This is a genomic window from Streptomyces changchenzhani (assembly GCF_039766235.1).
GTDB lineage: Bacteria > Actinomycetota > Actinomycetes > Streptomycetales > Streptomycetaceae > Streptomyces.
On sequence record NZ_JBDHNH010000007.1, the window covers coordinates 86,509 to 108,794 of the forward strand.

Here is a 22,286-nt window from a genome sequence, read left to right on the forward strand (position 1 = left end):
GCCGACCTGTGACAGCCCTCACTCGTTCCACGCACGTCTGTGCGGGCCGCCGAGCCCGCTCAGAACGCCGGACGCTCCGGGTCCAGGGCCGCCAGGCCGCCCGTCGGGGACGACGCCTCGGCGAAGTGCCGGCGCGGGATCCGGCCCGCCCGGTACGCGAGACGGCCCGCCTCGACCCCGTGCCGCATGGCCTCCGCCATCAGCACCGGCTCCTGGGCCCGCGTCACCGCCGAGGCAAGCATCACCGCCGCGCACCCCAGCTCCATCGCCAGCGCCACGTCCGACGCGGTGCCCGCACCCGCGTCGAGAACGACCGGCACGCGCGCGTGCTCGGTGATCAGCTGGAAATTGTGCGGGTTGCGGATGCCAAGACCCGAGCCGATGGGAGAGCCGAGCGGCATGATCGCCGCGCAGCCGACATCCTCCAGTTTGCGGGCGAGCACCGGGTCGTCGTTGGTATAGGGCAGCACGGTGAAGCCGTCGTCCACGAGGGTCTCCGCAGCGTCGAGCAGCTCGATGGGGTCGGGCAGCAGCGTCCGCTCGTCGGCGACGACCTCCAGCTTGATCCAGTCCGTGCCGAGCGCCTCGCGCGCCAGCCGGGCCGTGAGCACGGCCTCGCCCGCCGTGAAGCACCCGGCGGTGTTCGGCAGGACCCGGATGGAGAGCCTGTCGAGAACGGACAGGACCGACCCCTGCACCGTCGGGTCAAGACGCCGCATCGCGACCGTCGTCAGTTCGGTCCCGGAGGCGACAAGGGAGCGTTCGAGCAGGTCGAGGCTGGGTGCGCCGCCCGTGCCCATGATCAGCCGGGAGGAGAAAGTGGTGTCTCCGATGGTGAGGAGATCGTCGGCCATGGTTCAGCCTCCCTGGACCGCGGTGAGGACTTCGACGCGGTCACCGTCGCCGAGCGTGGTGGCGGCCCACTGGCCGCGCGGCACGACGGTTTCGTTGAGTGCGGCGGCGACGCCCGAAGGCGCCCGGGTGAGGGTCGCGACAAGAGCGTCGAGAGTGACGCCGTCGGCGATCTCACGGGGCTCGCCATTGACCGAGACGGTCGGGCCGGTGGAGTCCGCGGGGTTGCTGGGACCGGTGGTGTTCGGCTCGCTCGGGCCGGTGGGGACGCTCATGCGGGCTGCTCCTGCGGTACGGGCTCCTGCGGTACGGGCTCCTGCGGTACGGGCTCGTGCGGTACGGGGGAGAACCGGCGCGGGGTGAACGGCCTGGCCTCTTCCGGGAGTTCCCCGGTGGCCAGGACGGTCGCCATCACATCGCCGGTGACGGGCGTCAGCAGGACCCCGTTGCGGTAGTGCCCGGTGGCCAGATGCAGTCCGGGCAGCGCGCTCGGCCCCAGCAGGGGCGCGTTGTCGGGGGAGCAGGGGCGCAGCCCGGCGCGGGTCTCCGTCAACGGCAGCTCGGTGATGCCGGGCACCAGCTCGTGCGCGTCGCGCAGCAGCCCGTAGACCCCGCCCGCCGTGACCGTCGTGTCCCAGCCGAGCTCCTCGCTGGTCGCGCCGACGACCAGCTCGCCGTTCTCGCGCGGCACCAGATAGACATGGCTGCCGCGCACGAAGGCCCGTACGGTCCGGCTCAGGAACGGCGCGTACGCCCCCGGCACGGTCAGCCGCAGCAACTGCCCCTTCACCGGCCTGACCGGCGGCAGTACGTCGTCGGGCACACCCGCGAGCCGGCCGCTGAGGCTGCCGGCCGCGAGGACCACCTGATCGGCTGCGAGCTCGGTGCCGTCGGCGAGGACGGCGCCGGTGGCCCGGTCCCGTACGACCGAGAGCCGGTCCACCCAGTCGCGGTGGAAGACCACCCCGGCCCGCTCGCACGCCGTCACCAGCGCGGCGGCCAGCCGTCTCGGGTCGACCTGGTGGTCGCCGTCGACCCGCAGGCCGCCGCGCACGCCCGGCGCGAGCATCGGCTCAAGGCGTCGGCATTCGCGCCCCGTGAGCCACTGTGAGTCCAGCCCGGACCGGCGTTGCAGGGCATGGAGTTCGCGCAGGTGGGCGCGGTCGTCGGCGTCCAGTGCCACGGCCAGCGTGCCGCATGCGCGGTAACCGGTGTCCTGCCCGCTCTCTGCTTCGAGCTCGGCGATGAAGGCCGGATAGCGCTCGGCGGAGGCCAGGTTGAGGCCGAGCAGGGTCTGCTCGCCGTAGTGGAGCTCGGTGACGGCGGCGAGCATGCCCGCCGCGACCTGCGCGGCCCCGCCGCCCGGCTCCGGATCGGCGACCGCGGTCCGCAGACCGCGCTGCGCCGCCCGCCAGGCCGTGGCCAGGCCGATGATCCCGCCCCCGATGACCAGGACGTCGGATCCTGTGGGTCCTGTCGTCCCGGTGATGGTCCCGGTGGTGGTCCCTGTGGATCTTGTGTGGGATACGTGCATGGGTGTCCAGCCCCTCCCTTCGCCGGCATGACCCGGATCAGGTTCGTACGGTCGGAGGCCGTCCAGCCTCCCTCTCAGCCCGGTCCGACCGGGCTCCCGCGAGTGCCTTACGGTGGCCACCCTAACGCCAGGCCCCAACGCGCAGTAAGGGAGCAACCCCCGTGGCCCGCTCGCTCGACGGACTCGTCCTCTCGCCGGTCGCCGACCAGGCCCCCGGCCAGGTGGGGACGCGGACCCGTTTCACGTACCACGAGGAGAACGGCCGGATCTGGGCCGAGTACGCGGGCGGCGACGTGGTGCGCGGCCACCTCGTCGGCACGCGCGAGGGCGACCTGCTGGACTTCCGGTACGTGCAGCTGAAGCAGGACGGCGCCACCGCGTCCGGGCATTGCCGGTCCACTGTCGTCGACCTCGTGGACGGGCGCGTACGGCTGGAGGAGACCTGGGAGTGGGAGTCGGGGCCCGGCAGCGGGACGAGTGTCGTGGAGCAGCAGGTTCAGTGACGCGGTCCGGTGAAGCGGCGCGTGGACCTTGTTGATGACTCCGCGTCAGTGACGTTGTGTCAGAAGTCTCCCCACCTGGCTCTGAGGGCCGCTCTACACGCCGCCCTACAGTGATCGGGTGAGCGAGCAGAGGCAGGCAGACGAGCAGAAGCGCGCGGAGCGGCACGTGGTGGTCGTCGGGGCCGGAATGGCCGGCGTGCAGAGCGCCGTGGCGCTGCGCGAGCAGGGCTGGACCGGCCGCGTCACACTGATCGGTGCCGAGCCGCACCAGCCGTACGACAGGCCGCCGCTGTCCAAGGCGGTCCTGCTCGGAAAGGCCGAGGGGTCGGCCTTCGACATCGACTTCGAGGCGCTCGGCATCGAGCTCAGGCTGGGGCTCGAAGTGAGCGGCGTGCGCTCCTCGGCGCACGAGATCGACACCCCCGCGGGGCCCGTCCCGTACGACGTCCTGGTCATCGCCACCGGAGCGGAACCGATCATGCTGCCCGGCAGTGAGGGTGTCCCCGGCGTCCATCTGCTGCGCACCCTCGACGACGCCGCGCGGCTGCGGCCCGTACTCGACGAGCAGCACGACGTCGTGGTGGTCGGGGCGGGCTGGATCGGCGCGGAGTTCGCGACGGCCGCGCGTGAGGCGGGCTGTGCGGTGACCGTCGTCGAGGCCGCGGACCGGCCGCTCGCCGGCACCATGCCCGCCGAGGTCGCCGTCCCGATGGCCGACTGGTACGCGGAGAGCGGCGCGCGGCTGCTGACGGGGGCGCGCGTCGCGCGGATCGAGCCGGGGCAAATCGTCCTCGCCGACGGCACGCGGATCGCGGCGGGCGCGGTCGTCGTCGGCATCGGCGCCAGGCCCGCGACGGCCTGGCTCGCGGAATCCGGCATCGAGCGGGGGCCGGACGGCGCCGTCGTCGCAGACGACCGCCTGGGCACCTCCCTGCTCGATGTGTACGCCGTCGGGGACTGCGCCTCCTTCCCGTCGCGGCGCTACGGCGAACGGCTGCTCGTCCACCACTGGGACAACGCCCTCCAGGGGCCGCGGACGGTCGCGGCGAACATCGTCGGCGAGACCCCGCAGAGCTACGACCCGATTCCATACTTCTGGTCCGAGCAGTTCGGCCGCTTCGTGCAGTACGCCGGGCACCACGCGTCCGCCGACACGATGGTGTGGCGCGGCGACCCGTCGGGAGCGGCCTGGTCGGTGTGCTGGCTGCGGGAGGGGGCCCTGGTCGCGCTGCTGACCGTGGCCCGGCCGAGGGATCTCGCCCAGGGGCGCAAGCTCATTGGCTCAGGCGTGGCGCTGGACCCGCAGCGGGCCGCAGACCCGTCCATTCCACTCAAGTCGGCCACGCTCTGAGCCGAGGTGAGGCCGCTCCGGGCGGACTCGACTACCGGCTGTCAGTCCAAGATGGCACGCTTGTCCTGTGACCCAGATTGACGCAAAGATCGATGCTCTTGTCCCCGCCTGGCTCCACCTCCCCGACATCGCCGAAAAGTTCGATGTCGAGGTGACGCGCGTCCGGCAGTTGGTCAGGGATGGCCAGCTGATCGCCGTGCGCCGTGGAGAGAGCAGGGCGCTTCAGGTGCCTGCCGTCTTCATCGACGGCGACAAGGTGGTCAAGGGGCTCGCAGGGACCCTGACCCTCCTGAGGGACGACGGCTACTCCGACCAGGAGATGCTCGAATGGCTCTTCACCCCCGACCCGTCTCTGCCCGGTACCCCCGCGCAGGCGCTGAGTGAGAATCGCGGCACGGAGGTGAAGCGCCGCGCCCAGGCGCTCGCCGTCTGACGGCCCGACGCCTGGGGTTCGACGCCTGAGGCCTGACGTCTGACGCCAGAACGAGCTGTTCCGACTGTTCTGACGTGTGACGCCAGAACGAGCTGATCACCTGCGGTGCACAGGCTCGCGAGGCCCGTGCACCGCCGACCAACGGGGGTTATTCGCCGTGCCCAGTCCCAGTCCCACTCCCAGCCCCATGTCCAGTCCCATCTCCACGGGCGCCCGAGCCCGGCTCTCCGCTGCCCGGCTGTATCTCTGCACGGACGCCCGCAAGCGTCAGGGCGACCTTCCGGAGTTCCTGGACGCCGTCCTGGCCTCCGGTGTGGACATCGTGCAGCTGCGGGACAAGGGCATGGAGGCGGCCGAGGAACTGGAGCACCTCCAGGTCTTCGCCGAAGCCTGCCGTCGGCACGGCACGCTCCTCGCGGTCAACGACCGGGCCGATGTCGCCCACGCCATCGGCGCCGACGTGCTGCACCTGGGACAGGGCGACCTGCCGGTCCCGGCCGCGCGCGCGATCCTCGGCCCCGATGTGCTCACCGGCCGCTCTACGCACGCCGAGTCCGAGGTGGACGCGGCCGTCGCCGAGCCGGGCGTGGACTACTTCTGCACGGGCCCCTGCTGGCCCACCCCCACCAAGCCCGGGAGGTACGCACCGGGCCTGGGGCTCGTCCGGTACACGGCAGCGCTGCGCCAGGACCGGCCGTGGTTCGCGATCGGCGGGATCGACGCGGGCAACCTCGACGAGGTGCTGGACGCGGGTGCCCGCAGGATCGTGGTGGTGCGGGCGATCACCGAGGCCGACGACCCGGCAGCCGCGACGGCCGCACTCGCCAAGCGGGTCGCTGAGCGGTTCGGCGCCTAGCGCGGGGATCATCCTGGGGGAGCGGGGCGGGGACGTGCCGGGTAAGTGTCCGAAGGGTGGACAGCAAAGCGGCAAAACGGTCATAACCGTCGCTCTGGTTGGGGGTTCGCGCGCGCCCCTGGCTAACCTGCCGGTATGGCCTTTGGCACTGCTTCCACCAGGACTGATCGCGCACGAACGGTTCGCGACATGCTCGCGACCGGAAAAACCTCGTACTCTTTCGAGTTCTGGGCGCCCAAGACGGAGAAGGGCGAGCGCAACCTCTGGAACGCGCTGCGCCGCGTCGAGGCAGTCGCCCCCAGCTTCGTCTCGGTGACCTACGGCGCCGGCGGCTCCACCCGCGCGGGCACGGTCAAGGCCACTCAGCAGATCGCCGCCGACTCCACCCTGACGCCGGTCGCGCACCTCACCGCCGTCGACCACTCGGTCGCCGAGCTGCGCAACATGGTCGGGCAGTACGCCGACGCGGGCATCCGTAACATCCTCGCCGTGCGCGGCGACCCGCCCGGCGACCCGATGGGCGAGTGGGTCCGTCACCCGAAAGGCGTGATGTACGCGGCGGACCTGGTCCGGCTGATCAAGGAGTCGGGCGACTTCTGCGTGGGCGTCGCTGCCTTCCCCGAGATGCACCCGCGATCAGCCGACTGGGAGGCTGATATCAGCCATTTCGTGGACAAGTGCCGGGCCGGTGCCGACTACGCGATCACGCAGATGTTCTTTGATCCGCAGGACTACCTGCGGATGCGCGACCGCGTGTCGCAGGCGGGCTGCGAGACTCCGATCATCCCGGAGGTCATGCCGGTGACCAGCGTCAAACAGATCGAAAGGTTCAGTCAGCTCAGCAACGCGTCGTTCCCGGAGGCTCTGAAAGAGCGGCTCCTCGCGGTCAAGGACGATGCGGCGGCTGTACGCTCCATTGGCATCGAGTTCGCGACGGAGTTCTGTGCGACGTTGCTGTCCGAGGGTGTGCCCGGACTGCACTTCATCACGTTGAACAACTCCACTGCGACGCTTGAGATCTACGAGAATCTCGGACTGCACGAGCAGTCGTGACAGCAGTGCCTGCCGTGTCCCAGAAGCGGCGGTCGTACGAGGAGGGGCGTACATGGGCTGGACGGTCCTCTACATCGCGTTCGGAGTCGTAGCGCTGTGGCTGCTCGGTGAAGTGCTGCTGCAGTACAAGGCGCGACTGCGCTGGCGGCTGCTCGCCTTCACCGGCTTCCTGGGCGTGGTGATCGGAGTCCTGCTGCCCTCCGTCTTCGTGATCGCAGCGGGAGCCGTCGCCTTCGCGATCGGGCAGCTGTACGTGACGCTGTCCTTCCGCCGCGGTTTCTCGACGGGCTGGGCGATCGGCGGCAAGCCCGGCGAGAGCCGGCGCCGCAAGCGCGGCAGTGGGCGCGTCGCCGACAAGGAGCCCTCCCTGGAGGTCTCCGACCTCGCATACGAGCCGGTCCCGCAGGCGGAGGCGGTGTACGAGCCGGAGCCCCTGCCGGACGAGACCGGGCAGTACGCCATCTACAACGACGCGGCGTACGCGGCGACGCAGTCCCGGGACGAGGTGTTCGCCGGGTACGACACCGCCTACTCCGGATACCAGCAGCCGGACCCCCAGCAGCACGACAACTACGTCGGGCAGTACGACTACCCGGTCGGCGAGCAGCAGTACGCCGCCTACTCCGACCCGTATATCGGCACCCAGCAGTACGGCGGCCAGCAGTACGGCGGGCAGTACGACAACGGTTACGGCGGCCAGCAGGGCTACAACGAGACGCCGCCCGGCGGGGTCTGGGTCCCGCAGCAGCGCGACGGCGAGCAGCCCTTCGGCGGGGAGCAGCCTTACGGCGGGGAGCAGCCTTTCGGCGGGGAGCAGCCGCCCCAGGAGCCGTACCAGAACGGCTACGACTCCACCGGCTACAACGAGCAGTACCGCTACTGAACGAGCAGCACCGCTACTGACGGAACGGGCCGTCCGGTCTCAGCTCCTCCGGATCAGGGGCCGGGACCGGATCACTCACCCGCCGTTCGCCGATGCGGGCCCACTGCCCGTTCACTGTGAGCCCCGAAAGCCGTCGCCCTCGACGATGAGGCCCGCGACAAGGGCCCCCGACATCCCGGCGTGCGCCAGTCCGCCGCCGGGATGCGCCCAGCCTCCGGCGAAGTAAAGACCGGGCAGCCGAGTCGTGTTGGCGGGTGCCAGATACGCGCCGCCCGCGCCCGCCAGGGCCGGTGAGGGCATACCGCCCTCCGGAGCGCCTGTCGCGTCGGCGGTGTCCGCCGGAGTGCGGACCTCGTGCCACAGCACACGACCGGCCAGGCCCTCCATCGCCGCCCCGGCGACGGCGGTCATCTCGTCCGCCCAGGTGTCCGCGACACCCGGCGCCGACCAGTCGCACCGGTCCGGGGGCGGTGCGGCGGCGGTGAGCACGACGGCCTCGTGGGCGGCGTCCGGCCGCAGCGCCGGGTCGTCGGGGCGCGAGACCCACACGGTGGGTCGCCGGGCGGCGGAGTCCTCGTGGCCGCGGTGGAAAAGGCCGCGCAGCTCGTCGTCGCGGCCCGCCGTGTGCACCACGGTGCGATGGGCGACGCCGGGGTCCCGCGGCCCGGAGAGGGCCAGGCAGACCGTGACCCGGCCCGCCCTGCCGCGCGGACCATCGCGCCGGACCCGGTCCTCGGCGAACAGCTCCTGGTCCGGCCCGCGCAGCAGCGCGCTCAGCCGGGACGGGTGGACGGCCGCGACCACCGAGTCCGCGTCGACCGCGGTGCCGTCGGCCAGCTCCACTCCCGCGACGCGGCCCTCCTTCTCCAGCAGGCCGCGCACCTCGGCGCCGAAGGTGAACTCCACCCTGCGCGCCAGGCACCGCTCGTACAGGGCCCTCGCCAGCTCCCGCATCCCGCCGGCCACGTACCAGTTGCCGAAGGTCTGCTCCATGTACGGAAGCACGGCGGCGGACGCGGGGGCGTCGCGCGGATCGAGGCCGTACGCGAGGGCGTAACTCTCCAGTAGGGCCGCCAGACGCGGGTCCGACAACTCCCACTCACCAACCTCCGCGAGCGTGCCCGCCGCCCGGCTGCGCCGCAGGACCCGGCGGTGCGGCACCGACGGATACGGGTCACGGGCAAGGGCCTGCCGGTCCGGGCGCAGTGGCTCCTCCAGGAGCGGCCGTCTGGTCCGGTCCCAGGCGTCGCGGGCGCGGGTCAGGAACTCGCCCCAGCGCACGCCCGCCCCCGCGCCGAGCGCCGAGTCCAGCGCGGCGACGACCCCCGCACGCGAGGCGTTGGGCAGAGAGACGTCCGTACCGTCGGCGAAGAGGTGCCGGGCGGCCGGGTCCACCGGTGTGAGCCCCACGCACTGCTCCAGGGACTCCTTGCCCGTCTTGGCGAACAGGTCCCGGTAGACCGCGGGCAACTGCAGCAGACCGGGCCCCGTGTCGAAGGCGAAGCCGTCCCGCTCGAAGCGGCCCACCGCGCCGCCGTATGTCGACGCGCGCTCGTACACCGCCACCCGGTGGCCCGCGACGGCCAGCCGGGCAGCGGCCGCCATCGCGCCCATGCCGGCGCCGATCACCGCAATCCGTGCCATGCCGAAGACTTTATCGGCCACCACTGACAGCCCGGCCGACAGCCCGGCCGACAGCTCAGCCGGGAGACCGGGGAGTGCCGAGCCCGAGCCTTTTCTCCTCGCGCCGCTGTGCTCTGCGCCGCCGGAACCGCCGGATCCTCGCCGCGAGGAAAATCAGTATCACCAGGCCGAGCAGGAGCAGTGTCCCGGCGATGATCGCGGCGGCGACCGGGTAGAAGATCGCGAAGCTGATGATCCCGGCGACGCCCAGGTCCTCCGCCGTGCTGACGGCGATGTTGCTGAACGGCTCGGGCGAGGTGTTGACCGCCATCCGGGTGCCGGCCTTGACCAGGTGGCTCAGGAGCGCTGTCGAGCCGCCCACCGCACCGGCCGCAAGCTCGGGCAGGGAACCGCTCTGCCCGGCCAGCAGCGCGCCGACGACGGCGCCCGAGACCGGCCGGACCACGGTGTGCACCGAGTCCCAGACCGAGTCGACGTACGGGATCTTGTCGGCGACCGCCTCGCACAGGAAGAGCACCCCGGCGACGATCAGGACGTCGGGGCGCTGAAGCGACTCGGGCACCTCGTCGGTGAGCCCGGTCGCGCCGAAGATGCCGAAGAGCAGGATCACCGCGTAGGCGTTGATTCCGCTGGCCCAGCCGCTGGTGAAGACGAGGGGGAGTACGGACACGGACGTGATCGTAACCAGTCGCGGTCCCGCCGGACTGAGGTTGAGCACGCACGGGTGAGTATCCGTACCTAGTGGGCGAGATGAGTAGTTACGCGGATGGGCCGCCACCTGCGCAGACGGCAGAGTGGGGACCACGGAAGGGGCGCAGCGCCGATACCGCCGACACGGGGCGGCGGAGCGGCGCGGCACCCCCGAAGTACACGGGGGAGGACCAACGGGGGTCGGGGGACCGCCGGGGGAGCACGGGGGAGCACGGGGGACGAAAAAACGCCGGTCCGGCGAAGCTCGGGGGGATCGAGCTTCACCGGACCGGCGCATTCGTGTGAGCACGCGCCCCTGCCCCGGGCGGTGGCGCGCCGACGCTAGCGGCCGCTCACGCGCCCGTGCAGCAGCCGCGACAGCGCCGCGTGCACATCGTCGATCGTCCGCTCCCGCTGGAACGCCTGCCAGTCCAGCGCCGCGACCAGCACCATCCCGACCAGCGCCGCCGCCGTCAGCGGAATGTCGATCTCCTCGCTCAGCTCACCGTTCTCGATGGCTTCCCGCAGCACCGTCTCGACGACGGCGACCGCCTCCTGCCGAACCACCAGGAGTGTCGACTGCCAGGCCCTGTTGGTGCGCCACAGCTCGGCGACGTACAGCTGGGTGAAGGCCGGATAGCGGTCGATGAAGACCAGCCCCGCCTTGATCATGGCGTCGAGGGCCTCGACCTTGGTGCCCTCCCGTTCCTCCGTTTCGTCGGCCGCGGCCTGCAGGGACGCGGTGAGCAGGCCGACGCCGTGCCGCAGCAGCTCTTCGAAGAGCTCGCTCTTGCTCTTGAAGTTGTAGTAGACCGTGCCCTTGGCGACCCCGGCGCGCTCGGCGATCTCGTCCACCGTCGTCGAGGAGAAACCCTGCTCCGCGATGAGCGTGACAGCTGCCTCGTAGAGCTTCTGCCGGGTGCCTTCGCGGCGCGTTCTGCTGCTTTCCATGGACACGATTCTCACAGGCTGAGGTCCGGGTGAAGACGGTCGAGCGTCCACACCTGCTTGCGTCGCGCGGAGACGGCGGTCAGTGCCAGCGCCCCGGCGGTGAAGGCGAGCAGCACCACGCTGCCCGTCCAGACGGGCTCCAGGCCACCGCCGGTGATCAGCCTGCGCAGCCCCTCCACGACGTAAGTCATCGGCAGGAAAGGATGGATGGCGTTGAAGAAGTCCGGGCTGGTCTGTACAGGGTACGTACCGCCCGCCGAGGTGAGCTGGAGCATCAGTACCGCCAGGACGAGGATCCGGCCCGCCGCGCCGAAGCGGGCGTTGAGCCACTGCACGATCGCCGCGAAGCAGCCCGTCACCAGTACCAGGAAGCCGGCCGTCCCGGCGGCCCGTTCCATCTGCAGCCCGAGCGCCCAGTGCAGTACGGACAGCAGCGCGGCGCTCTGCAGCACCCCGAGCGCCGCCACCGGCAGCCAGCCGGCGAAGGCGATCCGCCAGGCCGACGCACCGGCCGCGAGTGCGCGGCGGTTCAGCGGCTGGATCAGCATGTACGCCACCATCGCGCCGACCCACAGGGACAGCGGGATGAAGTACGGGGCGAAGCCGGTGCCGTAGTTGGGGGCCCGGTGCATCGACTGGGAGGCGAGCTGGACCGGGTCGGCCATCACTTCGGTGCGGTCGTCGCGGTCGCTCTTGCCGTAGTCGGGGATCTTGCCGACACCCTTGTGCAGTCCATTGGCCAGTTCGCCGGAACCGTCGGAGAGCTTGATCAGGCCGCCGTCCAGCTTGCCAGCACCGGACTTGAGCTTGCCGACGCCGGTGTCCAGCTTGGTGGCGCCGGTGTCCAGTTTGCCGACTCCGCGGTCGAGGTCGACGGCGCCGTTCTGCGCCGTGGCCAGGCCGGTGTCGAGCTTGGCCGCGCCCTTCGCGACCTTCTTGGCACCGGTGTTGAGCGCGTTGACCTTGGCGACGGCGCCGTTCAGGTCCTCGTCCAGATGGGGGGCGCGCACCGACAGCTCGCGCGCCTGCTTCTGCAGCTTCGCCAGGTCCCTGTCCAGCTGCTTGAGGTCGGAGCCCTGGTCCTTGACGAGCGCGTTGACGTCCCCGGAGATCACGGCGGCGTCCGCCGCGGCCTTGTCGGCCTTCTTCAACTGGGGGCAGGCCAGGTCCGGGACGGGCTGGTCCACACAGCGCGCGGTGTACACGCTGTGCAGTTCGGTGGCGGCGGTCCGGGAGCCCGCCGCCGCGACGGGCGCCTTCTCCACGAGCGTGCCGAGCCGGTCGCGTACCACCTGCGTGCTGTCGGCGACGAGCCGCGCCGTGTCACCGACCGTCTTCCCGTTGTCCTGGAGATACGGGCGGACCGCGCCCGAGATCCCGTTGACCTTGTCGGCCAGCGTCTGCGTGCCGTCCGCCACCCGGCGCGTACCGCTCTTCAGCTCGCCGGAGCCCTTGTGTAGCTTCTTCACCCCGCGGGCGAGGTCGCCGCTGCCCTTCTTGGCGTCCTTCTGACCGTCCGCGAGGGCCTTCGTGCTGTCCTTGGCCTTGTTCAGCCCGCTCTTGAGCTCGCCCGAGCCCTTCTTCGCCTTCCCGACCCCGCCGTCGAGTTCGGAGGCACCCTTGGCCGCCTTCTCCGTCTCGTCGTGGATGTCGGAGAAGGAGATGAAGATCTTGTCGAGGAACGAGCGGGAGGCGTTCTTCGACGCGGCCGTCCGCACCTCGGAGAAGACCGTCCGGGAGATCTGCCCGACGATGTAGTTGTTGGCATCGTTCGTGCGGACCTGAAGGGCGCTGGTCTCGGGTACGTCGCCGGAGCTGGACGCGATGCGCTTGCTGAAGTCGGACGGCATGGTCAGCGACAGGTAGTACGCCCCGTCCTCCACACCTTTGTCGGCCTCGTCGGCGCTCACCTCGTGCCACTCGAAGACCTTGCTGTCGCGCAGCTTTCCGGTGATCTCGTCACCCGCGGCGATCTTCTTGCCGGCGGCGGTGGCGCCCCTGTCGTCGTTGACCAGCGCGACGGGTATCCGGTCGAGCTTGCCGTACGGGTCCCAGAAGGACCACAGGTACAGCGCGCCGTACAGCAGCGGAAGCAGCAGGAGCGCGACGAGCGCGGCACGTGGCAGCTTCCCCCTGCCGAACCGCTTCAGCTCAAGCGCGGCCAGCTTCGGCGAGTGCATCGTCCGCCCCCTTTTCGGTGTCGGTGGTGTCGGTGGTGGTGGCGTCGGTGCCGACGCCGCTGTCTGTGCCTTCGGTGGCGCCGGCGTCCGCGGTAGTGACCCGCAGCGCGTCGTCGGGGGCCTCAGTGCACACCGCCAGGACGGTGGTCCCCTCCCGGGTGATGGAGCGCAGCAGCTCCCAGGCCAGCGCGCGTTCAACGTCGGAGAGCTTCATGCCCACGTCGTCGACGGCGAGCAGCCGGGGGCGGCTCATCAGCGCGAGACCGACGGACAGCCGCAGCGCCTCCAGCCGCTCCAGGTCCCGTACCGAAGTGCGGGGTCCCTTGGGGAGCGTCGCCAGATCCAGACCGGCGGCGTCGAGCGCGGCGTCGATCCTGGCCTGTGCCTCCGCGGCGCGTACGGTGCGCGGGCGCAGCAGCGCGCGCAGTGAACCGTCGTAGCGGCCCTGCAGCAGGGCGCGTTCACGGAGATGTTCGGCCACGGTGAGGGCGGGATCGAGTTCGTTGACACCGGTGACCGGGCCGAGCGCGCTGAAGCGGCGTACGGCGCCCAGCTCCTTGGGCAGGTGATGGCCGCCCACCTCCGCGCGGCCCTCGGTGGGGCGCATGCGGCCGGTGAGGGCGAGCAGGAGACAGGTACGGCCGGAGCCGGACGGGCCCTCGACGGCGACGAGTGCGCCGGGCTCCGCCTCGACGCGTACGCCCCGGAAGGCCCAGCCGCGCGGCCCCTTCAGGCCGAAGTCGTCGGCGGACACAGCTGCCCCGTGCGCTGGGCTGTCCACGAGCCCTCCCTCTTTTAGACTGACCAGTCAGTGCAAAAGTATCTCGAACCTGCGATCGAAGCAAAAGGCCAGGTCAGGCCGGATTGTCAGTGGTGTCCCTCACGATGGACACATACGGCCACAGTGCCGTCACACGACGACAGGAGGTTCGTCATGGCTCGCACGTCCGCAGCTGCCGCACACCGGCGCCGCGTCACCGGCCCTGCACCCTCACCCAACGGCCCGGCGAGTGACGTCCACCCCGTGTTGCGCAGGGCCACTGCGCCACCCGCCGCCCTCGATCTGCTCGCCCAGGCCCGTAGCGGCCTGGAAGAGGCAGCCGGCCTCGAAACGTCAAACGAGCGGTACGCCACGGCCCATCTGGCCGCCCTGCGCACCGCGGCCGCGGTTCTCGCGGCCCGGGGCCGCCCCGAGATCGGGCCGCGCCGGCGGCAGCGCATCCGCAGTGCCTGGGAGGTCCTCCCGGAGATAGCGCCGGAGCTGTACGAGTGGAGCGCCCTGTTCGCCTCCGGCGCCGACCGCCGGGCGCGCGCCGAGGCGGGCATACAGGGAGCGGCGAGCACCAGGGACGCTGACGACCTGCTGCGTGACGCTGCCATGTTCCTGCGCCTGGTCGAGCGGCTGCTCGTCCTCGACCCGGTGCTGCCGCAGCCCCGCACGGAGCGGGCGGATCACCCGGACGCGGGGTGAGCCGGACAGGCTGGGGAAGGCAATAGGGTGGGCAGGGCCTTTTAGCCCCCGCACTGTTCACCGCCCCGCCGCCCGCGGCGGCGCCGCGCCGAGGAGTCAACTGCCGTGTCGGACCCGATGCGCCCCCGCGCCTCTCTCCGTACCGCTGTGGTCTGGGAGGTCCTCAAGGACGGCCTCGACCGCAGGGTCAAGGCGACCGGGAGGGACGCCCTGGACGTCCTCGACACCGGCGGCGGCACGGGCAACTTCGCGGTGCCCGTCGCCCGCCTCGGCCACCGCGTCACTGTCGTCGACCCCAGCCCCAACGCGCTCTTCGCGCTGGAGCGCAGGGCCGCCGAAGCGGGCGTGGCAGAGCGGGTGCGCGGTGTGCAGGGCGATGTCCACGGCCTGTTCGACGTGGTCGAGCGCGAGGAGTACGACGCGGTCCTGTGCCACGGCGTCCTCGAATACCTGGACGACCCTGCCGAAGGCCTGCGCAACGCGGTGGACGCGCTCCGCCCCTGCGGGACGCTCAGCCTGCTCGCCGCCGGACTCGGAGGCGCCGTCCTCGCGAGGGCGCTTGCCGGGCATCTCACCGAGGCGAGGCAGGCACTCACCGACCCGGCCGGGCGATGGGGCGAGGGCGACCCGGCGGGCCGCCGTTTCACCGCCGACCAGCTCACCGAGCTGGCTCGGGCGGCCGGTGTGGAAGTCGGCTCAGTGCACGGTGTGCGGGTCTTCGCGGACCTCGTACCAGGGGTTCTGGTGGACACCGAGCCCGGCGCCCAGGAGGCCCTGCTCAAACTCGAAGCCGCGGTCGCGGAGCTGCCCGCTTTCCACTCCATCGCCACCCAGCTCCACGTTCTGGGCGAGAAGCGGCAGCCCGACGCGGGCTGAAGTGGACGCCGACGGTGGCTGATCAGCGACGCAGTCATGCATGGAGTACGCCACAGGCCGTCCGATCAGGCCTCTCGCCCCGTATGATCGAGGGACACCATCCGGCATGACGGGTCGGCGAATGGGGAATGCACGCCTCAGGCAGCTGAAACGGCATGGCGGCCCGGATTGGTTATTTGGCGTAGAGGGCGGGTTTCACGGGGGCGATTCCCTGCCTATTCTGAAAGGGCCGCAAACGGTCGCCCCCCGCGACCGACGAGTAGGAGGACTCCGTGCCGCTCTCGGAGCACGAGCAGCGAATGCTCGAGCAGATGGAGCGAGCGCTGTACGCCGAAGATCCCAAGTTCGCGACAGCGCTCGAGGGAAGCGGGCTGCGTACGTATACCCGACGACGGGTCTACCAAGCAGTCGCTGGCTTCCTGGTGGGTATCGCGCTCCTCATGGCCGGAATGGTCGCACAGCAGATCTGGGTCAGCGTGGTGGGCTTCCTTGTGATGCTCGGCTGCGCGGTACTCGCGGTCACTGGCTGGCGCAAGGCCCCGAAGCCGGGTGAACAGTCGGCTTCTGATCCGGCGGCCGGCCGCCAGACTAGGCAGCGCCGGTCGATGATGGGCCGAATCGAGCAGCGATGGCAGCGCCGTCGCGACGAACAACAGGGTCAGTGACAACCGGCCGCCGCACAGCACCGTCCCATACTTGAAGTACCAGTGAGGGGTGACCGCCTTCGGGCGGTCACCCCTCACGCATGCCCTGTGATGCCCGGCCCGCCCCGGCCTCGCGGCCCGCCGGGCATCAGCGCGGCCCTGCCGTGTCAGCCCTGGCCCTGCCCTTGTCGCGGCTGGGCCCGCCCCGCTTCGTGAGCGGGGGCTCGCAGCGTCAGCACGGCCCCGGTGTCAGCACGGCCCGTTCCCGGCGGCCCGGCCTTCGCCTCAGTCGGGCCGACCTCGGCCCCCGGCCGGCAGCAGCCCCCGGCCCCGCGTCGGCCCGGACCCGGGCCCAGACCTGCCCGAATCCGGCCCCGGGCCCGGCCCCGTACGCCCGGCCCCGGACCCGTGAGCCAGGCCCCTTCAGCCCCGCTGGCGGAACGGCCGGCGCCGTAGGGCGAGTGCCCAGCGCTCCAGGTTCCAGCGGCGCGTTCCCCACCGGTTCGCCACGGCGCTCCACTGCTCCGACAGCTCCCAGACCACCCGGACGGCCGAGCGCGGCGCGAGCACTGCTCGCAGGCGTGCCAACCGCCCCACGACGGCCCGCAGACCCGCCCGTACGCGCTGTGCATCCTCGGCGAGCCCGCTCACGGCCTGCGGTCGCGGCGCGTAGAGCACCTGCTCCACCGCGCCCGCCACCCGGTGAACCGCCTCGGCGGGTGTGCCTTCGAGGCCGCCGAGGCGCACGATGCGTGCGGCGGCCTTGCGCGGTGTCTGTGACTCGTCCGGCGCAATGCCGTAGTCCCACGCCGAATCGGTGATCTCACGCCAGGCGGCCAGCGTCCGGGCGTCCGCGTCCGCGAGGGTGCGCCCGCCTGAGCCCAGTCGTCGCGCGCGGACCCGCGTTCGCCAGAGCAGTGGCAGCAGTGGCAGCAGCGCCACGAGCAGCACGGCCAGCCCCACCCCGATCACCGTGCCGACCGGTGTCCCCGTGTCCGTGGGGCCTGCCCCGCCCTGTGCGGCGGCCGCGCCGCAGTCGCCCTGCTTCCTGAGGTCCGCGGGGCAGCTCTCGGAGACGCTGGGCGCCGCCGACGGTGCGGCCGACGCGCTGGGCCGAGGCCGCGCGGCCTCGGACGCGCGGCCCGCCGGGGTGTCCGCGCGGGTGTAGTCGGGCACCGAGCCGCGGGACGGCGTCGGCTCGAACCGCGTCCACCCCACGCCCTCGAAGTACAACTCCGGCCAGGCGTGCGCATCGCGCAGGCCGACCGACATGGTGCCGTCCGGCTGCGAGGTGCCGGGGGTGAAGCCCACCGCCACCCGCGCCGGAATACCCATGGTCCTGGCCATCGCGGCCATCGAGAACGCGAAGTGGACGCAGAACCCTTCCTTGTCCCTGAGGAAACGCGAGATCGCGGCCGTTCCGCTGCCCGACCGGACCTGCGTGTCGTAGGTGAACCCGCCGTCCGCGGCGAACCAGTCCTGGAGCCTGACAGCCCGCTCGTAGTCGTTCGCCGCGCCCCGCGTCACATCGAGCGCGGTCGACCTGACCACGTCCGGCAGCGAGTCGGGGACCTCGGTGTACTCGCGGAGCAGCCCCGACGGCGCCGGGGCCGCTCCGGACAACTGCTGGGAGGTCGGCTGCACTATCAGGCTGCTCACCGAGTACCGCGCACCGCGCGTGTTCTGGCCCCGGTCGCCCACGAGAGTGCGGCCCGTCGGCTCGTAGCGCCAGCGGCCGTCGACGTCCACCTTCGTCGCCGGATAGGGGAGCGGCAGATAGGTCTGGGAGTACCAACCGGCGGCCGAGACATTGGAGTTGATCTCGGTTGCCCTGACATCGGGGCTGAGTCCCGGCGGGCTGGGCAGCCGCTCCGGTACGTCGTTGATCCGGCGCTCCGAGGACTTCCACGCCGCGCCGTCGAACTGGTCGAGCGCGACGATCCGTAGATACAGGTCCTGCGTACGGTCCGCGTTCGTGCGGTACCGCAGGACCTCGCGGTCCTCGGGCTCGTTCAGGCTGTTCTGCAGCGAGACCAGCGGATTCACCGCCGAGATGGTGCCGCCGCCGGTGCCCGCGCCGCCCCCGGAGCCGGCGGTGTTCAGCAACCCGCCGTCCAGCGCGGGCAGCATGGCGGGTACCACCAGGGCGATGCCCAGCGCGACCACACCGATGCGCCTGCCCGTACGGACCGGGGCATGTGCGGATCCGCCCGCGGTGTCGGCCCCGGCAGCCGTCCGGCCCGCCGCGCGTGGCGCGCCGCCGAATACCCGCCCCCACTGGGAGAGCCGGTCACGGCCCTCGGACAGCAGGAGCAGCAGATAGCCGGTGGCGGCCAGCAGGAACCACGCCCAGCCCGCGCCGCCCGGCGAGAGCCCGGCGGCGACCGAGTAGAGCGCGAGCAGCGGCAGCCCGGCCGGCGCCGCGCTGCGGAACGTCACGGCGAGCGTGTCGACCGCGAGAGCGATCAGCGCGACGCCCGCGACCAGCATCAGCTTGATGCCGTCGGTCGCCGGCGCCGGGATGGCGTACCGCCCGACCTCCTCCGCGCCCGTCGACAGCAGCCCGCCGAACTCCTTGAACGCGTCGGGCCCCGGCAGCACACCGGCGATCGCCTCGTCCATCGTGAACATCATGGTGAGCGCCACCAGCGTCACCAGGGCCTGCACCGCCACGGTCAGCACCCGGGCCAGCGGCACCCGCCTGGCGATCGCGCCCACTCCCGCCTGGACCGACACGAGCAGCACGACCTGGAGGTACCAGGAAGCGCTCTCGATCAGTGGCAGCAGTGCGCCCGCAGCCATCAGCGTGGCCGCCGTGGCGCACAGTGTCAGCCTTCCGCGACCGCTCATGACCAACCCCCAGTTGTCCCCCCCGCGCCGCCCGAGGGAGAGGCCCCCGAACCCGCGCGCTGTCGCTCCGCCAGTCGCCACAGATCGGCGAGCGAGGCGCCGGGCGGCACGGTCACCACCGTCCACCCCGCATCGCGCAGTGGTCTGACCCGGTCCTCGGCCCGCGCCGAGACCTCCACGGGGACCTTCGCCGGAACCCGCCCGCCGGGCTGCCCGGCGTCCGTACCGTCCTGGCCCTGCACCCAGGTGGCGCTGTCCAGGACAAACGCGACGGCGGCGCCGCCGCGCTGGCGCATCCGCGCCGCCACCGCCGCCTGGTCCTCGTCCAGGTCACCGAAGAAGGCGATCAGCAGTCCTTCGTTCCCGCCGCGCAGCACGTCGTACGACCGGGACAGGCCGGCCTCGTCCGAGTGCCCGACGACGGCGAGCGTGTCCATCATCAGCCCGGACGAGTCGGCCGTTTCCTGGGTGGCCCCGGCGAAACCGCCGGCCCCCTCGCCCGGCACCGAATTGCCGGTGTCGGTCAGCAGCCGCACCGAAAAGCCGCGTTCGAGCATGTGCACCAAGGCCGACGCCGTCCCCGACACCGCCCACTCGAAGGCCGAGTCGGGGCCGGCCCCCTGGTAGGCGGTGCGCCGGGTGTCGAGCAGCACCGTGCACCTGGCCCGCTGCGGCTGCTCCTCGCGGCGGACCATCAACTCGCCGTAGCGCGCGGTGGAACGCCAGTGCACCCGCCGCAGGTCGTCGCCGTGCCGGTAGCCGCGCGGGATCACATCGTCCTCGCCGGCCAGTGCCAGCGAACGGTTGCGCCCGTCGCCGTACCCCGAGGCCTCGCCCGCGAGCCGCACCGCGGGCAGCGGCTCGACCTGCGGGATCACGGTCAGCGTGTCGTACGCGCTGAAGGAACGGGTCAGTTCGCACATGCCGAAGGGGTCGGTCAGCCGCAGTTGCAGCGGGCCAAGCGGGTAGCGTCCGCGCAGGTCGGAGCGGACCCGGTAGGACACCTCGCGCCGCCCACCCGCCTCCACCCGGTCCAGCACGAACCGGGGCCGCGGCCCGAGCACATACGGCACCCGGTCCTGCAGCATCAGCAGTCCGGTGGGCAGCCGCGAGACGTTGTCCATCCGCAGATGCACGCGTGACTCCGCGCCCGTCGGCACACGGGACGGCGCGAGGCGCCTGCTGCCCGCGACCCGGTAGCGCGTGCGGTACAGCACGGCCACGCACACCAGCGGCAGCACGGCAAGGAGCAGCCCGACGCGCAGCAGATCGCTCTGGCCCAGGGCGTACGCGCAGACCGCGGCGGCGACGCCGGCCGCCAGGAACGAGCGGCCGCGGGTGGTGAGCCCGGACAGGGCCGCGCGCAGACCGCCCCTGCCGTCCGGGTCCCTGCCGTCGTCGACCGGCGCGGGCTCCCCGGCCGTCATCACAGCCGCCGAACGCCGGGCGGCTGATTTCCGTACAGCGGGCCGCCGGACGGCGGCGGCGTCACACGCCCCGCGACGCGGCCGGCGTCGGGCGCCGCCGCGGTGGGCACAGCGGTGCGCTGGAGGATCTCCAGGACGACCTGCTCCGCCGTGCGCCGGTTCAGCTGGGCCTGCGCGGTCGGCAGCAGCCGGTGCGAGAGCACCGCCACCGCGAGCGCCTGTACGTCGTCGGGCAGCGCGTAGTCACGCCCGCTGAGGGCGGCCGAGGCTTTCGCGGCGCGCAGCAGATGCAGCGTCGCGCGTGGCGACGCGCCGAGTCTCAGATCGGGGTGGTTGCGGGTGGCGCCGACCAGCTCGACCGCGTAGCGCCGTACCGCGTCCGCCACGTGGACCGCACGGACCGCGTCGATCAGCTTCAGGATCTCGTGCGCGTGGGCCACCGGCTGGAGATCGTCAAGCGGCGAGACACCACCGTGCACGTCCAGCATCTGGAGCTCGGCCTCCGGGCTCGGATAGCCGATGGACACCCGCGCCATGAAACGGTCGCGCTGCGCCTCGGGCAGCGGGTACGTGCCCTCCATCTCCACCGGGTTCTGCGTGGCGACCACCATGAAGGGGCTGGGCAGCTCGTAGGTCTGGCCGTCGATGGTGACCTGGCGCTCCTCCATGGACTCCAGGAGCGCGGACTGGGTCTTGGGCGAGGCGCGGTTGATCTCGTCGCCGATCACGATCTGGGCGAAGATCGCACCCGGCTTGAACTCGAAATCACGCCGCTGCTGGTCGTAGATGCTCACGCCGGTGATGTCGGAAGGCAGCAGGTCGGGCGTGAACTGAATACGCCGGACCGAGCAGTCGATGGACCTGGCGAGAGTCTTGGCGAGCATGGTCTTGCCGACGCCCGGCACATCCTCGATGAGCAGATGCCCCTCGGCGAGGAGCACGGTCAGCGAAAGCCGTACGACCTCCGGCTTGCCCTCGATCACACTCTCCACCGACCTGCGGACACGCTCCGCTGTGGTGGTCAGATCAGTGAGGCTCGCTCGATCGTCATAGGTCGTCACCCGGCCCTCCTCGGCCCTTCCCCAAGCTCTTGAGGAGCAGGGGATACCCCATTCACGGGCCGACGCCACAACGACGGAACGGCCCACCCCGAAACACGGACACCACGCGTGGATTGGTTCCGGCGCGATGTCACTCCCGCATTCTTGTTGCCGTTACCGCTTCGTGTCACTCGCCTGTGGATAACTGGGTCGGATATGCCGGTATTTGCCGTCTTTCTGGCGGCTCACTTCACATCACTTGGCGGGATCGATCTCCCGCAGCAACCCGTTCGCCACCTCGAAGACGAAGCCGCGCACATCATCGGTGTGCGGCAGGAACGGCGAGGTCCGCACGCGCTGCATCGACTGCCGTACGTCCTGGTCCACATCACGGAAGGCCTCCACCGCCCAGGAGGGACGCTGCCCCACCTCGTCCTCCAGCTCGTGCCTGAAGTCCTCGGTGAGGCTTTCCAGACCGCAGTTGGTGTGGTGGATCAGTATGACGCTCCGGGTGCCGAGTGCCCGCTGGCTGATGGTCAGCGACCTGATCACATCGTCGGTGACCACGCCGCCCGCGTTACGGATGGTGTGGCAGTCGCCCAGTTCGAGGCCGAGGGCGTCGTGCAGGTCGAGCCGCGCGTCCATGCAGGCGACCACGGCGACGTGCAGCACGGGGCGGGCGTCCATACCGGGGTCGTCGAAGCTCGCGGCGTATTCGCGGTTCGCCTCGACGAGACGGTCGGTGACCGTACCTCCGGTGCGCGCCGAGGCCGGCGCGGCGGTGACGGACTCGGCGGGGAGGTGCGGGGAAGTCGACATGCCCTAGACGTTAGTGGTCGCGGTGGGGGTGGGCCCGCTGTGAGATGGGACAAAGAACGTCAACAAGGCTTGTTGTGAGGTAACCCACAGGCGTTGTGGTGCCTCCTCCGAACGGGTGAAAACGCGCACGCGCGACGCGCCAGCCGGTTGATTGACCGGAAGGACGTGTCGACTAAAGTGACGCGAAGTGGGTGGCGTGAAGCGCTCCTTGCTGCTTTACGGACACTGC

At 71.4% G+C, this 22,286-nt stretch carries 20 protein-coding genes, 1 pseudogene and 1 riboswitch; of the genes and pseudogenes, 9 read left to right on the forward strand and 12 right to left on the reverse strand.

The genetic code is table 11. The features are described 5' to 3' along the window. Positions 1 to 59: 59 nt before the first annotated feature. The 3 genes and pseudogenes from ABCR94_RS22275 to thiO form a co-directional block, all read right to left on the reverse strand. Positions 60 to 854 (reverse strand): thiazole synthase, encoded by a 795-nt coding sequence (locus ABCR94_RS22275; protein ID WP_347121534.1) that lies wholly within the window; start codon positions 852 to 854, stop codon positions 60 to 62. 3 nt (positions 855 to 857) lie between these two features. Next, positions 858 to 1,055: pseudogene (thiS, locus tag ABCR94_RS22280) on the reverse strand (sulfur carrier protein ThiS); the annotation flags it as partial. Positions 1,056 to 1,123: 68 nt separating this feature from the next. Then, complete coding sequence (thiO, locus tag ABCR94_RS22285; RefSeq protein ID WP_347121536.1) at positions 1,124 to 2,386, reverse strand: glycine oxidase ThiO; 1,263 nt, start codon at positions 2,384 to 2,386, stop codon at positions 1,124 to 1,126. Next, a riboswitch (TPP riboswitch) is annotated at positions 2,384 to 2,496 on the reverse strand. It overlaps the preceding gene by 3 nt. 51 nt (positions 2,497 to 2,547) lie before the next feature. Here thiO and ABCR94_RS22290 point away from each other — a divergent pair. The 6 genes from ABCR94_RS22290 to ABCR94_RS22315 all read left to right on the forward strand — a co-directional run bounded on the left by ABCR94_RS22290 (position 2,548) and on the right by ABCR94_RS22315 (position 7,465). After that, on the forward strand, positions 2,548 to 2,889 hold the full coding sequence (locus ABCR94_RS22290; RefSeq protein WP_347121537.1) for an avidin-fold protein: 342 nt from the start codon (positions 2,548 to 2,550) through the stop codon (positions 2,887 to 2,889). A gap of 187 nt (positions 2,890 to 3,076) precedes the next feature. Continuing rightward, positions 3,077 to 4,240 carry an NAD(P)/FAD-dependent oxidoreductase gene (locus tag ABCR94_RS22295; RefSeq protein ID WP_347122010.1) on the forward strand — a complete coding sequence of 388 codons (1,164 nt, stop codon included), beginning with the start codon at positions 3,077 to 3,079 and terminating at the stop codon, positions 4,238 to 4,240. 67 nt (positions 4,241 to 4,307) lie between these two features. After that, positions 4,308 to 4,673: an Rv2175c family DNA-binding protein gene (locus ABCR94_RS22300; RefSeq protein ID WP_347121538.1), complete on the forward strand. Its 366-nt coding sequence runs from the start codon at positions 4,308 to 4,310 to the stop codon at positions 4,671 to 4,673. A 187-nt stretch (positions 4,674 to 4,860) separates the two neighbouring features. Next, positions 4,861 to 5,529, forward strand: coding sequence for a thiamine phosphate synthase (gene thiE, locus ABCR94_RS22305; protein ID WP_347121539.1), 669 nt, complete (start codon positions 4,861 to 4,863; stop codon positions 5,527 to 5,529). A 135-nt stretch (positions 5,530 to 5,664) separates the two neighbouring features. After that, positions 5,665 to 6,582 (forward strand): methylenetetrahydrofolate reductase [NAD(P)H], encoded by a 918-nt coding sequence (gene metF, locus ABCR94_RS22310; RefSeq protein ID WP_347121541.1) that lies wholly within the window; start codon positions 5,665 to 5,667, stop codon positions 6,580 to 6,582. A 52-nt stretch (positions 6,583 to 6,634) separates the two neighbouring features. Further along, positions 6,635 to 7,465 carry a hypothetical protein gene (locus tag ABCR94_RS22315; RefSeq protein ID WP_347121543.1) on the forward strand — a complete coding sequence of 277 codons (831 nt, stop codon included), beginning with the start codon at positions 6,635 to 6,637 and terminating at the stop codon, positions 7,463 to 7,465. Positions 7,466 to 7,576: 111 nt separating this feature from the next. Here the strand turns inward: ABCR94_RS22315 and ABCR94_RS22320 are convergent, their stop codons facing one another. The 5 genes from ABCR94_RS22320 to ABCR94_RS22340 all read right to left on the reverse strand — a co-directional run bounded on the left by ABCR94_RS22320 (position 7,577) and on the right by ABCR94_RS22340 (position 13,711). Then, positions 7,577 to 9,109 (reverse strand): phytoene desaturase family protein, encoded by a 1,533-nt coding sequence (locus ABCR94_RS22320; RefSeq protein WP_347121545.1) that lies wholly within the window; start codon positions 9,107 to 9,109, stop codon positions 7,577 to 7,579. 55 nt (positions 9,110 to 9,164) lie between these two features. Then, complete coding sequence (locus ABCR94_RS22325) at positions 9,165 to 9,779, reverse strand: DUF4126 domain-containing protein (RefSeq protein ID WP_347121547.1); 615 nt, start codon at positions 9,777 to 9,779, stop codon at positions 9,165 to 9,167. Between the two features lie 362 nt (positions 9,780 to 10,141). After that, a complete protein-coding gene (locus tag ABCR94_RS22330; protein ID WP_347121548.1) occupies positions 10,142 to 10,750 on the reverse strand; it encodes a TetR/AcrR family transcriptional regulator in 609 nt (202 codons plus the stop codon). Positions 10,751 to 10,761: 11 nt separating this feature from the next. Further along, positions 10,762 to 12,930, reverse strand: coding sequence for a YhgE/Pip family protein (locus tag ABCR94_RS22335; protein ID WP_347121550.1), 2,169 nt, complete (start codon positions 12,928 to 12,930; stop codon positions 10,762 to 10,764). After that, complete coding sequence (locus ABCR94_RS22340) at positions 12,902 to 13,711, reverse strand: ATP-binding cassette domain-containing protein (RefSeq protein ID WP_347121551.1); 810 nt, start codon at positions 13,709 to 13,711, stop codon at positions 12,902 to 12,904. The genes ABCR94_RS22335 and ABCR94_RS22340 overlap by 29 nt, the downstream gene beginning before the upstream one ends. A 153-nt stretch (positions 13,712 to 13,864) precedes the next feature. Here ABCR94_RS22340 and ABCR94_RS22345 point away from each other — a divergent pair, with 153 nt between their 5' ends. From ABCR94_RS22345 to ABCR94_RS22355, 3 genes are all read left to right on the forward strand, one after another. Further along, positions 13,865 to 14,401: an SAV_6107 family HEPN domain-containing protein gene (locus ABCR94_RS22345; protein WP_347121553.1), complete on the forward strand. Its 537-nt coding sequence runs from the start codon at positions 13,865 to 13,867 to the stop codon at positions 14,399 to 14,401. 105 nt (positions 14,402 to 14,506) lie between these two features. After that, a complete protein-coding gene (locus ABCR94_RS22350; RefSeq protein WP_347121555.1) occupies positions 14,507 to 15,277 on the forward strand; it encodes a class I SAM-dependent methyltransferase in 771 nt (256 codons plus the stop codon). Between the two features lie 272 nt (positions 15,278 to 15,549). Then, positions 15,550 to 15,942 carry an SCO2097 family morphological protein gene (locus ABCR94_RS22355; protein ID WP_347121557.1) on the forward strand — a complete coding sequence of 131 codons (393 nt, stop codon included), beginning with the start codon at positions 15,550 to 15,552 and terminating at the stop codon, positions 15,940 to 15,942. A gap of 402 nt (positions 15,943 to 16,344) precedes the next feature. Here ABCR94_RS22355 and ABCR94_RS22360 read toward each other — a convergent pair whose 3' ends face one another. From ABCR94_RS22360 to ABCR94_RS22375, 4 genes are all read right to left on the reverse strand, one after another. Further along, on the reverse strand, positions 16,345 to 18,771 hold the full coding sequence (locus ABCR94_RS22360) for a transglutaminase TgpA family protein (RefSeq protein ID WP_347121559.1): 2,427 nt from the start codon (positions 18,769 to 18,771) through the stop codon (positions 16,345 to 16,347). Then, positions 18,768 to 20,198: a DUF58 domain-containing protein gene (locus ABCR94_RS22365; RefSeq protein WP_347121561.1), complete on the reverse strand. Its 1,431-nt coding sequence runs from the start codon at positions 20,196 to 20,198 to the stop codon at positions 18,768 to 18,770. The genes ABCR94_RS22360 and ABCR94_RS22365 overlap by 4 nt, the downstream gene beginning before the upstream one ends. Then, on the reverse strand, positions 20,198 to 21,259 hold the full coding sequence (locus ABCR94_RS22370) for an AAA family ATPase (RefSeq protein WP_347121562.1): 1,062 nt from the start codon (positions 21,257 to 21,259) through the stop codon (positions 20,198 to 20,200). The genes ABCR94_RS22365 and ABCR94_RS22370 overlap by 1 nt, the downstream gene beginning before the upstream one ends. A 234-nt stretch (positions 21,260 to 21,493) precedes the next feature. Beyond that, positions 21,494 to 22,057, reverse strand: a complete 564-nt coding sequence (locus ABCR94_RS22375) for a beta-class carbonic anhydrase (RefSeq protein WP_347121563.1) — start codon at positions 22,055 to 22,057, stop codon at positions 21,494 to 21,496. Positions 22,058 to 22,286: the final 229 nt, after the last annotated feature.

Bases quoted from the DNA above. Each gene is read 5' to 3' on its own strand.
- ABCR94_RS22275 (WP_347121534.1), bottom strand. From the start codon at position 854: ATGGCCGACGATCTCCTCACCATCGGAGACACCACTTTCTCCTCCCGG.
- thiO (WP_347121536.1), bottom strand. From the start codon at position 2,386: ATGCACGTATCCCACACAAGATCCACAGGGACCACCACCGGGACCATC.
- ABCR94_RS22295 (WP_347122010.1), top strand. From the start codon at position 3,077: ATGGCCGGCGTGCAGAGCGCCGTGGCGCTGCGCGAGCAGGGCTGGACC.
- thiE (WP_347121539.1), top strand. From the start codon at position 4,861: ATGTCCAGTCCCATCTCCACGGGCGCCCGAGCCCGGCTCTCCGCTGCC.
- metF (WP_347121541.1), top strand. From the start codon at position 5,665: ATGGCCTTTGGCACTGCTTCCACCAGGACTGATCGCGCACGAACGGTT.
- ABCR94_RS22315 (WP_347121543.1), top strand. From the start codon at position 6,635: ATGGGCTGGACGGTCCTCTACATCGCGTTCGGAGTCGTAGCGCTGTGG.
- ABCR94_RS22320 (WP_347121545.1), bottom strand. From the start codon at position 9,109: ATGGCACGGATTGCGGTGATCGGCGCCGGCATGGGCGCGATGGCGGCC.
- ABCR94_RS22330 (WP_347121548.1), bottom strand. From the start codon at position 10,750: ATGGAAAGCAGCAGAACGCGCCGCGAAGGCACCCGGCAGAAGCTCTAC.
- ABCR94_RS22335 (WP_347121550.1), bottom strand. From the start codon at position 12,930: ATGCACTCGCCGAAGCTGGCCGCGCTTGAGCTGAAGCGGTTCGGCAGG.
- ABCR94_RS22345 (WP_347121553.1), top strand. From the start codon at position 13,865: ATGGCTCGCACGTCCGCAGCTGCCGCACACCGGCGCCGCGTCACCGGC.
- ABCR94_RS22360 (WP_347121559.1), bottom strand. From the start codon at position 18,771: ATGAGCGGTCGCGGAAGGCTGACACTGTGCGCCACGGCGGCCACGCTG.
- ABCR94_RS22365 (WP_347121561.1), bottom strand. From the start codon at position 20,198: ATGACGGCCGGGGAGCCCGCGCCGGTCGACGACGGCAGGGACCCGGAC.
- ABCR94_RS22375 (WP_347121563.1), bottom strand. From the start codon at position 22,057: ATGTCGACTTCCCCGCACCTCCCCGCCGAGTCCGTCACCGCCGCGCCG.